The sequence below is a fragment of the Myceligenerans cantabricum genome (genome assembly GCF_054777735.1).
In genome coordinates this window covers 1,146,092-1,156,560 of sequence record NZ_BAAHAJ010000009.1, presented here as the reverse complement: position 1 = coordinate 1,156,560, position 10,469 = coordinate 1,146,092, and the positions used below count along the sequence as shown (strand labels likewise).

Genomic DNA, 10,469 nt, shown 5'->3' with positions numbered 1-10,469 from the left:
GCCACGAGAACATCGCCGCCGCCCACCGTCACATGATCAGAGACGAAACCCGACCACTCACACTCCTACAGACATGACTTTGCCGTGACCCTGTCCCGACCGGGCTCCTTGCCTTGCGGTACACCGAATCAGGGGCGAGCAAGTATGGCGACCTTGCGGTGGAGGCTGCGCGATGCGATGCGATGCGGGCATCGGGCCTGAGGGGGGCAGCTGGTCGGGGTCAGCGGCAGGAGATCCAGGGCGACGTGGAGCCGTCAGGAACGTACCGTGGTAAGTGGGATGATGTTCTCAATGATTGTTTTCTCTGAAGTTCCACCTGGCGTAAGTCCTGTTTCCGAGCTGGCGAACACTGCCTTTGCCAACTCCGTCAGTACGATGGAGCGCCCAGCGTCGTCCTCTTCCAGGGAGGAAGCCATGACCACGTAGGTATTAACTGCTGCCATTCTTTGGCGGTACATCGATTCCATGTGGCGATGTGACCGATAGTTGCGAGAGCAGAACGAGACCGCCCACGAGAGGACGCCGATCGTGAGGGCCTTGGTCGCGAGCATTGCGCCGATGGCCTCCCATCCGGTGTCTTCCGACTGATCGATCGAGCGAGTTTCAATCAAGAGCCAGGCAACGACGATGGCGAGCCCTAGCCCTGCTCCAATGACGGCGAGGAGCCAGAGTATAGCTGCATTTCGTTGGCGTTCCGCCTCATCTTCGAAGTGCTTCGCCTGGCCGCCCGTGGTGACCTTGAGGATGAGGTCCTCCACCTTCGAGTGGAGATCCTTGAATCCAGCGAGGCTCTGGCGGAGTTGCGCTTCAAGGCTCGTTGCCTTTCCGAGCCGGTCTTGCATGTCGCGCACGTCAGCGCGCAGTTGCGGCCTCAGATGTGTGAGTACGTCGTCGTAGTGGCGATCAACGGTCTTGGCAAAAGCTTCTAGCTTGGCCTCGGCGGAACGGCGATCAGCGGGGTCAGTGTTTGCGATCTCCGTGGCGACCCTCTTGAAATCATTTTTAACCTCTTTGGCAGTATCTCGAACCGACGTCGGAAGTTCAGACTCCGGCTCTTGCTCTATTGCATTTAGGATCCCTCGCACTATTTCATATCGGTCTAGATTCTCTTGATAGGTGGTTGGACCGTTAGGAAGGTGCTGAACATCCTTGGCTTCCCACAGGTCTTCGACAGATGGCAGGTCGGTGAAGAACTTTAGATTTGGCATCCCGTGCACCTCTCGGATCGTGTTGGAACCTACAGCCGTAGATCTGGCTCTTGGCCTGCGGTGACGCTGTCTGGTGGGTTCGACAGGTGCGGCCACCGCCGGTGATGCTTCTGGTTTGTGTGGACCGAGAAGACCGCGGCGGTGGCCGCAGCCTTGAGCATAGACGCTGACCTGTTCGAGCGGGAGCTGGCGGACCTGATGGGGCGGGTCCCGGGGTGGTCCTGCCGACGCGCGACACGTAGTACGGCTTCCCAGGCGCACCTCCCTGACAGAGCAGCCCCAACTGAGTCGCTCACTGAAGTGAGGAGGGCAGCCAGATGGCCATCCACACGCAGCAATCCCTCTCGGGATTCATCGCGTCCGATCCGCAGCTCACGCGCACGGAGCGAGGCGACGCCCGCCTCTACGTCAAGATCGGGCAGGAGCACTACCGCAAGGAGCCCGACGGGTCGTTCACGCAGACCGAGACGACCTTCCACGACCTCGTGGCGTTCAAGAAGACCGCCGAGCGCGGGCATGCCCGCTTCGCCAAGGGCGACAAGTTCATCGCCGAGGGCTACACCCGCGAGTACGACCGCATCGACTCGGAGGGCCGGGCCGCCAAGGCCGAGGAGTTCGTGGCGCGGAAGCTCGGGCACGACGTCGCCCGCACCAGCTACGAGGTCGACCGCAGCCGGCGAAGCCAGGCCGCCGCAGCGCAGGAGGTCGCGGGAAGGCCTGCTGGCCCCGGCCCCGGCCCCGGTCGCGGCCCCGGTCGCGCCGCCCGCCGGACGGCGACGAACACCGCGCCGAAACTCGAGCTGTGACTGGCGGTGCGCCATGAACCGCCAGCAGCGCCGCCGCCGAGCTCGCCAACGACACTTCCGCGTCGAAGCCGTCCCGCGCCAGTCACCCGACCTGCACAAGCTCGCGCAGGTCTTCCTCGCCATGGCAGTCGCACGAGGGGAGCAGGACGCTCATCCCGGTGACCGGGACCGGCCCGAACCGCGCACGAAGCCCGGGCCGGAACACGCTCCGAAGGTAGAGTGAGGGCACATCGCCACAGCCCGCGCGAGCTGGCTGGGTGCGCGGTCTTGTGGCCTCCAAGGCTTACCCACGGTCGTATCGCCGGCCGGGGTCGTGTTTCCGATGACGAGTCGCACCACACGACGGTTCGCCGTCGTGCTGGCTCCCACCGATCGGTGAGAGGAAACACGACACATGACCCTGGCGCCACCAGCACCACCATCGAGCATCGACCGGCTGGGCGAGACCACCACCCTCGCCGTCTCTTACCTGCGCGTCTCCACCAAGGAACAGGCGGAGCGCGGCGGGCGCGACGAAGGGTTCTCGATCCCCGCCCAGCGCGAGGCGAACCTGCGCAAGGCCCGCGACCTGAACGCGATCGTCGTGGAGGAGTTCATCGACGCGGGGGAGTCCGCGCGCAAGGCCGATCGGCCCGAGCTCATGCGGATGATCGAGTACGTCAAGGCCCACCCGGTCGCGTACTGCATCGTGCACAAGGTCGACCGGCTCGCCCGCAATCGCGCCGACGACGTGGCGATCCACCTCGCGCTCAAGGACGCCGGGGTCATGCTCGTCTCCGCGACGGAGAACATCGACGAGACGCCGTCGGGGATGCTCCTGCACGGCATCATGTCTACGATCGCGGAGTTCTACTCCCGCAACCTCGCCAGCGAGGTCACGAAGGGCATGACGCAGAAGGCCGCGGGCGGCGGCACCGTCGCTCGCGCGCCGCTCGGCTATCTCAACGTCCACCAGCGCGACGAACTCGGCCGCGACGTGCCCACCGTCGTCCCCGATCCCGATCGTGCCGCTCTGGTGCGGTGGGCGTTCGAGGCCTACGCGACCGGAAATTACTCGACATCGATGCTGCACGAGGAACTGATCGATCGCGGGCTGACGACCCTCCCAACCCCGAAACGCCCTTCGAAGGCGCCGGGGCTGTCCACGATCCAGAAGATGCTCTCCAATCCGTACTACAAGGGCGACGTGATCTTCCGCGGCGCCCGCTACGACGGCGTCCACGACCCCCTCGTCAGTGCCGAACTCTGGTACCGGGTCCAGAACGTCCTGACCGCGCACCAGGTCTCCGGGGAGAGGACCCAGAAGCACGAGCACTACCTGAAGGGCTCGATCTACTGCGGTGATTGCGGCTCCCGGCTCCTGGTCACCCATGCGAAGAACGGCAAGGGCGTCGTCTACCCATACTTCATGTGCGCGGGCCGGCACTCCAAGCGCACGAACTGCCTGCGTCAGGCGATGCCCGTCGCCGACATCGAGCAGAAGGTCGAGGACTACTACCGGCAGGTGCAGATCCCGGAGCATATCGTCACTGCCTTGCGGCACATGCTCACCCGCCAGTTCGACGACCTCCACGCCGCAAGCAAGACCGAACGACGCGCGCTGAGCGCAGAACGGGACAAGCTCCGCGACGAACGGCGCAGCCTCTTGCGTGCCCACCACGCGGGAGCGGTGCCGCTCGACCTCCTCAAGGAGGAACAGGACCGCATCTCACGCCGGCTCGCGTTCCTCGACTCCCGGATCGAGGCAGGGCAGGTCGAGTACGACCAGGCCAAGGCCCACCTGGAGGACTGCCTGGAGCTGGCCGGCAACGCGCACGCGATCTACATGAGCTTGAACGACTCGCTGCGCCGCATCGCCAACCAGGCGTTCTTCGAGCGCATCAACATCTACGAGATCGAGAGCACCGACGCCGTGACCGCCGACCACGGCGAGCCGTTCGACGTCCTGTTCGACCCGGCGCTCCAAGCCGACGCCCTGGCCCACGACGCGGCCCTACAGCAGGGGCCGGATGCCAAACCCGCCGACGTCGCGGGTTTGAACATCCAACCTCGGGTGGGCCCGGAGGGACTTGAACCCCCGACCGTTGCGGTGTAAACGCAATGCTCTACCAGCTGAGCTACAGGCCCTGGAACGGCGCGGACCAGGATACCCGCCCCGGGTCCGGACCACGCAGGTGTGTGTCGTGTCGTGGCGCTCAGATCTCGGCCAGGGCCTGCCGGTACCCCTCGAGGTCGCGGCGCTTGCCGCGCGGGTTGACGACGCTCCAGCGCACGATCCCGTCCGCGTCGACGAGGAACGATCCGCGCAGGGCGATCCCGGGCACGTCGTCGAACACCCCGTACGCCTGCGCGACCGCGCCGTGCGGCCAGAAGTCGCTGAGCAGGTCGAAGCCGAAGCCCTCTGCCTCCTGCCACGCCTTGAGCGTGTAGACGGGGTCCGTGGAGACGGCGAGCAGGCGTACGCCGGCGGTCTCGAAGTCCTCGATGTTGTCCCGCAGCTCACACAGCTCGCCCGTGCAGATGCCCGAGAAGGCGAACGGGTAGAAGACAACCAGCACCGCCTCGCCGCGCAGGTCGGCGAGGTGCACGGGGGTCCCGTGCGTATCGGGCAGCGTGAAGTCCGGCGCCGGGTCCCCGGGGCCGACGACGCCGGACGCGGGGGTGCTTGTCACTTCCCCCGACCCCGGAACGCCAGCCTGGTGGCCGACCACTCCTCGGCGATCGCGAAGGTGTTGGTGGTCTGCAGGCCGGCGGTGTTCGCGGCCTCCTGGATCTCGCCGGGCGTCGTGTGGCCGTCGCGCCCTGCCTTGGGCGTGAAGATCCAGATGAGCCCGCCGTCGTCGAGCAGCGTGGTGACGTCGACCATGGCGTCGGTCAGGTCGCCGTCGTCGTCGCGCCACCAGAGGACGACGCCGTCGCAGACGTCGCCGTAGTCCTCGTCCTCGAGCTCGTTGCCGGTGATCTTCTCGATCTCGGCGCGCACGTCGTCGTCGACGTCGTCGCCCCAGCCGAACTCCTGAACCACTTGGTCGGCCTTGAATCCGAGTCGGTCCGCACCCTGGGTGTCCGCACTCACTTGGTTCTGCATTCCCTTCGTCATGTCATCCTGGGCCGCGTGGTGACCAGGCGTCCTTTCGTGGCAAAGGTAGTGCACTCAGACGTGGCGCGCTGCACGGGCGCGCCAGAGTTGTCGGACCGTTGCCTGGCTCGGCGGCGAGAACGCGCCGTTGCCGTCGTCGCAGGGCGACCTCCATATTCGTACCTGGTCTCAGTAAAGCGATACTCCGTCTCAGGACCGGGCATCATCCGCGAGAAGTCGTCGGGAAGTAACGCAGATCACGCACCTGCCTGGGCTTCTTGACCGTCCTATGGTGTGAGACCACGCCGGGAGGGGCCAGAATGGTGGGGACCACCTGTGCGTGGGCGGGCGTCGCGGACCGCGACGGGGCCGCCCCCGAGGGGCAGGACGAGAGAAGCGTGGCCGAACAGCCGCGCCGACGACGGAGAGGTTGCTGGTGGCTTCGTTTGACGAGACCGGACCGCTGATCAACGGTCTGCTCAGCGCTGTGCCGGACATCGATCCGGAGGAAACCTCCGAGTGGGTCGAGTCGTTCGACGGACTGGTCGAGGACAAGGGCGGTCCGCGGGCCCGGTACGTCATGCTCAACCTGCTGCGGCGGGCCCGCGAGCGCAACGTGCACATCCCCGCGACGACGGCGACGCCGTACGTCAACACGATCGGTATCCACGAGGAGCCCTACTTCCCGGGCGACGAGGCGATGGAGCGGCGCTATCGGTCCTTCATCCGCTGGAACGCGGCGGTCATGGTGACCCGCGCCCAGCGCGAGGGACTGGGCGTGGGCGGCCACATCTCCTCCTACGCGTCGGTGGCGACGCTGTACGAGGTGGGCCTGAACCACTTCTTCCGGGGCAAGGACCACGAGGGCGGCGGCGACCAGATCTACTTCCAGGGCCACGCCTCGCCGGGCGTGTACGCCCGCGGCTTCCTGGAGGGGCGGCTCAGCGCCGACCAGCTCGACGGGTTCCGGCAGGAGAAGTCGCACGAGGGAGGCGGTCTGCCGTCCTACCCCCACCCGCGGCTCATGCCGGACTTCTGGGAGTACCCGACGGTGTCGATGGGCCTCGGCCCGGCGTCGGCGGTCTACCAGGCGTGGACCAACCGGTACCTGCACAACCGCGGGATCAAGGACACCAGCCAGCAGGACGTGTGGGCCTTCCTCGGCGACGGCGAGATGGACGAGCCGGAGAGCCGCGGCATGATCCAGCTCGCGGCTCAGCAGCAGCTCGACAACCTGACGTTCGTGGTGAACTGCAACCTGCAGCGCCTCGACGGGCCGGTCCGCGGCAACGGCAAGATCGTCCAGGAGCTGGAGGCCCAGTTCAAGGGGGCCGGCTGGAACGTCATCAAGGTCGTCTGGGGCCGTGAGTGGGACGCCCTGCTCCAGGCGGACAAGGACCGCGCCCTGGTCAACCTCATGAACGTCACGCCGGACGGCGACTACCAGACGTACCGCGCCGAGTCGGGCGCGTTCATCCGTGAGCACTTCTTCGGCCGCGACCCGCGCACCAAGGCGCTCGTCGAGAACATGACCGACGACGACATCTGGAACCTCAAGCGCGGCGGGCACGACTACCGCAAGATCTACGCGGCCTACTCCGCCGCCCGCGCGCACACCGGCCAGCCGACGATCATCCTGGCGCACACCGTCAAGGGCTACGGCCTCGGCTCCGGGTTCGCGGGCCGCAACGCCACGCACCAGATGAAGAAGCTCAAGACGGACGAGCTCAAGGCGCTGCGCGACTCGCTCAACATCCCGATCACGGACGACGAGCTCGTCGACCCGTACGCCGCGCCCTACTACCACCCGGGCATGGAGTCGCCGGAGATCCAGTACATGCTGGAGCGCCGCCGCCGGCTCGGCGGTTTCGTGCCGGAGCGCCGGTCGAAGCCCAAGACGGAGCTGACGCTGCCGCAGGACAAGTCCTACGACCTGCTGGCGAAGGGGTCGGGCACGCAGGAGGTCGCCTCGACGATGGCGTTCGTCCGCATGCTCAAGGACCTGTTCAAGTCCAAGGGCTTCGGCGAGCGGATCGTGCCGATCATCCCCGACGAGGCCCGCACGTTCGGCCTGGACTCGATCTTCCCGAGCGCGAAGATCTTCAACACGCTGGGACAGAACTACCTCGCCGTGGACCGCGAGCTCATGCTGAGCTACAAGGAGTCCGAGTCCGGGCAGATCATGCACACGGGCATCAACGAGGCCGGTTCCGCCGCCGCGTTCCAGGCGGTCGGCACCTCGTACGCGACGCACGGCGAGCCGCTGATCCCGCTGTACATCTTCTACTCGATGTTCGGCTTCCAGCGCACCGGCGACCAGTTCTGGGCGGCGGGTGACCAGCTCACGCGCGGCTTCATCATCGGCGCGACCGCGGGCCGCACCACCCTGACCGGTGAGGGCCTCCAGCACGCCGACGGCCACAGCCCGATCATCGCGGCGACCAACCGCGCGATCGTGCAGTACGACCCGGCCTACGGCTACGAGATCCGGCACATCGTGCGGGACGGCATCGAGCGCATGTACGGGCCGGGCGAGGACGGCGTCGGGGCCGACGGCCGCGACCAGAACGTCATGTACTACCTCACGGTGTACAACGAGCCGATGGTCCAGCCGGCCGAGCCGGAGGACGTCGACGTCGAGGGCATCAAGCGCGGTATCCACCGCATCCACGCGGCCGACGGCGGCGACGGGCCGCGCGCCCAGCTGCTCGCCTCCGGCGTGGGTGTGCCGTGGGCGCTGGAGGCGGCGGAGCTGCTCCGGGAGGACTGGGGCGTGCACGCCGACGTCTGGTCCGTGACGAGCTGGACGGAGCTGCGCCGCGACGCGCTGGACTCCGAGCACGACGCGTTCGTCGACCCGGCCGCCGAGCCGCGCGTGCCCTACCTCACGCAGAAGCTGCAGGGCGCTGCCGGGCCGTTCGTCGCGACCAGCGACTACGACCACATGGTGCCGGACCAGATCCGTGCCTGGGTGCCCGGCGAGTACGCCGTGCTGGGCGCCGACGGCTTCGGCTTCTCCGACACCCGCGCGGCAGCGCGCCGGCACTTCCTCATCGACGGTCCGTCGATGGTGGTCAAGACGCTGCAGGTGCTCGCGCGCCGCGGCGAGGTGCCGGCCGACGTCGTCGCCAAGGCGGTGGAGAAGTACCGCCTGCTCGACGTGACCGCGGGCACCTCGGGAAGCACCGGCGGCGAGAGCTGAGCCGGGTCTGACGGCGGGGGCGGCACCTGGGTGCCGCCCCCGCCGTCCGCGTCCGCGGTGGCCGTGGGGCGACCGCTCCGTGGTGTCGGCGGTCGATGTCAGTGTGTCCGGGCAGAATCTGGATCGTGCGAATGATCCTGTCCCGGGCAGGCGGCCCGCGGGCCGCCGTCGCCCGGCTGCCCGAGCCCGGGGAAGCCGTGGCCGACGACGGCGCTCCCACCGCGCCGCCCCGCTGGACGTGGGACGACACGAACGGCTGGTACCCGAGGCTCCTCGCCGACGGCGTGCGGGTCGAGCGCGCCCACGACCTGCGGCTCGTGCACGCGATCCTGCGCGCCTCCGCGCTCACGGCGGGCACGGAGCTGGCCACCGCGCCACGGGGCCCGTGGGACGGGCTGCCGCCCGCGCCACCACCGCACGCCGGTGGCGCTCTCGTGGCCGTCGCCCCGGCCGCCCTCTTCGATCTCGACGAGCTGACGGCGCGCGGTGCCGGCGGCGGGGCGGATGACCGTGGTGACGCGACCGGGCCCTCGTCCGGCAGCGGCCCTGGCGGCGGGGCGGGCACGGGCGGGGGCGACGTCCTGGATCCTGCCGCCGAGCTGGCCGCGCAGCTCGGTGCGGTCGCGTCGAGCGCGGCGCCCGGACGGCTGCGGCTGCTGGTCGCGGCAGAGTCCGCCGGTGCGCTGGCTGCCGCCGAGATGCACCATGCCGGCCTGCCGTGGCGTGCGGACGTGCACGACGCGATCCTCACCGAGGCCCTCGGCCCGCGCCCCCGGCCGGGCGTCCGGCCCGCGAAGCTCGAGGCGCTGGTGGAGCGCATCCGGGAGGTGCTGGACGCGCCGGCCGGCCTCAACCCCGACTCGCACCCCGACCTGCTGCGTGCGATGGAGTACGCGGGGGTGGGCGCGCGGAGCCTGCGCAAGTGGGAGCTCGAGAAGCTCGACCACCCGGTGATCGCGCCGCTGCTCGAGTACAAGTCGCTGTACCGGCTGTACACGGCGAACGGCTGGACGTGGCTCGACACCTGGGCGCCGCACGGCCGGTTCCGCATGGAGTACGCGGTGGGTGGTGTCGTGACGGGCCGGTGGGCGAGCACGGGCGGCGGTGCACTCCAGCTCCCGCACAGCGTGCGCCGCGCGGTCGTGGCGGACCCGGGCTGGACGTTCGTCGTCGCCGACGCCGCGCAGCTCGAGCCGCGGGTGCTGGCCGGGATGGCGCGGGACGAGCGCATGGCGGCCGCGGGTCAGGGTCCCGCTCGTCGTCAGGGAGGTGACGGCAGCACGCGTGGCCGTGGTGGCGGAGCGGGGGACGGGGACGGAGCCGGGGCCACGGAGGCCGTCGACATGTATGCGGGCATGGTGGCGGACGGGGTCGTCGAGAACCGCCAGCAGGCCAAGATCGGCATGCTCGGGGCGATGTACGGCGGCACGACGGGGGTGTCGGCGCAGGTGATGCCGAGGCTCGCCAAGGCCTTCCCGCGGGCGATCGACCTCGTGGAGCGCGCGGCGCGGGCGGGGGAGCGGGGCGAGGTCGTGACCACACGGCTCGGGCGCAGCTCACCGCTGCCGGGCAGCGAGTGGGCCGCCGCGCAGGCGCGCGCCTTCGCCGAGGACGCCGGCGCCGACGACGCGTCCCGCGCCCGCACGCAGACCCGTGCCTGGGGCCGGTTCACGCGGAACTTCGTGGTGCAGGGCACCGCGGCCGAGTGGGCGCTGTGCTGGATCGCCTCGCTCCGCCGGCGCCTGTGGGCGCTCGGCGAGGTGCCGGACAGCATCGGCGGGGCTCCCGAGCCCTTCGCCCGACGGCCGCACCTGGTGTTCTTCCTGCACGACGAAGTCGTGGTGCACACTCCCGCCGCTCTCGCCGACGCCGTCGCCCACGAGGTCCGGGCCGCCGCCGACGAGGCCGGCCGGCTCCTGTTCGGCGACTTCCCGGTCACGTTCCCGCTCAGCGTCGCGACCGTGGACAGCTACGCCGACGCCAAGGACTAGCGGGCCTAGCAGGCCCCGCACGCCCCGCACCGGCCCACGGCCGAGGGATGGGTCGCGCTGTCGAGCGCAGAGCCCTTCGACGACGGGCCAGGAAAGGCGCCGGCCCCGGGCTCCGGGTCCGCGTTCCGGCCCGGGCTCCGGGGTAGTGATCGGTCCGTTCTTGAGTGATCGGTCGTTTGAACT

The 10,469-nt window shown here is 69.0% G+C and carries 7 protein-coding genes, 1 tRNA gene and 1 pseudogene; 4 read left to right on the top strand and 5 right to left on the bottom strand.

Features of this window, described 5'->3' with window-relative positions; genetic code table 11:
* Positions 1-254: 254 nt before the first annotated feature.
* Complete coding sequence (locus ACYU96_RS14260) at positions 255-1,217, bottom strand: hypothetical protein (protein WP_460754553.1); 963 nt, start codon at positions 1,215-1,217, stop codon at positions 255-257.
* Positions 1,218-1,525: 308 nt separating this feature from the next.
* Here ACYU96_RS14260 and ACYU96_RS14255 point away from each other — a divergent pair, with 308 nt between their 5' ends.
* A complete protein-coding gene (locus ACYU96_RS14255) occupies positions 1,526-2,014 on the top strand; it encodes a single-stranded DNA-binding protein (RefSeq protein ID WP_460754550.1) in 489 nt (162 codons plus the stop codon).
* Positions 2,015-2,408: 394 nt separating this feature from the next.
* Positions 2,409-3,455 (top strand): annotated as a pseudogene (locus ACYU96_RS14250) (recombinase family protein); the annotation flags it as partial.
* Positions 3,456-3,722: 267 nt separating this feature from the next.
* On the opposite strand, the gene ACYU96_RS14245 reads toward ACYU96_RS14250, so the two are convergent.
* From ACYU96_RS14245 to ACYU96_RS14230, 4 genes are all read right to left on the bottom strand, one after another.
* Positions 3,723-3,998 (bottom strand): hypothetical protein, encoded by a 276-nt coding sequence (locus ACYU96_RS14245; protein WP_460754547.1) that lies wholly within the window; start codon positions 3,996-3,998, stop codon positions 3,723-3,725.
* 70 nt (positions 3,999-4,068) lie between these two features.
* Positions 4,069-4,141, bottom strand: a tRNA-Val gene (locus ACYU96_RS14240).
* Between the two features lie 68 nt (positions 4,142-4,209).
* Complete coding sequence (locus tag ACYU96_RS14235) at positions 4,210-4,686, bottom strand: peroxiredoxin (RefSeq protein WP_460754545.1); 477 nt, start codon at positions 4,684-4,686, stop codon at positions 4,210-4,212.
* Entirely contained in the window at positions 4,683-5,102 is a 420-nt protein-coding gene (locus tag ACYU96_RS14230) for a DUF3052 domain-containing protein (RefSeq protein ID WP_460754675.1), read from the bottom strand. Before ACYU96_RS14230 ends, ACYU96_RS14235 begins: the two co-directional genes overlap by 4 nt.
* Positions 5,103-5,529: 427 nt before the next feature.
* Between ACYU96_RS14230 and aceE the strand changes: the two genes are divergently transcribed.
* Together aceE and ACYU96_RS14220 are read left to right on the top strand one after the other, a co-directional pair.
* Positions 5,530-8,295 carry a pyruvate dehydrogenase (acetyl-transferring), homodimeric type gene (gene aceE, locus ACYU96_RS14225; protein WP_460754543.1) on the top strand — a complete coding sequence of 922 codons (2,766 nt, stop codon included), beginning with the start codon at positions 5,530-5,532 and terminating at the stop codon, positions 8,293-8,295.
* Between the two features lie 131 nt (positions 8,296-8,426).
* Positions 8,427-10,286: a bifunctional 3'-5' exonuclease/DNA polymerase gene (locus ACYU96_RS14220; protein ID WP_460754673.1), complete on the top strand. Its 1,860-nt coding sequence runs from the start codon at positions 8,427-8,429 to the stop codon at positions 10,284-10,286.
* Positions 10,287-10,469 lie beyond the last annotated feature (183 nt).

What these genes read in the sequence shown, in the direction of transcription:
- ACYU96_RS14220 (WP_460754673.1), top strand. Translation starts at nt 8,427, where the DNA reads ATGATCCTGTCCCGGGCAGGCGGCCCGCGGGCCGCCGTCGCCCGGCTG.
- ACYU96_RS14230 (WP_460754675.1), bottom strand. Translation starts at nt 5,102, where the DNA reads ATGCAGAACCAAGTGAGTGCGGACACCCAGGGTGCGGACCGACTCGGA.
- ACYU96_RS14255 (WP_460754550.1), top strand. Translation starts at nt 1,526, where the DNA reads ATGGCCATCCACACGCAGCAATCCCTCTCGGGATTCATCGCGTCCGAT.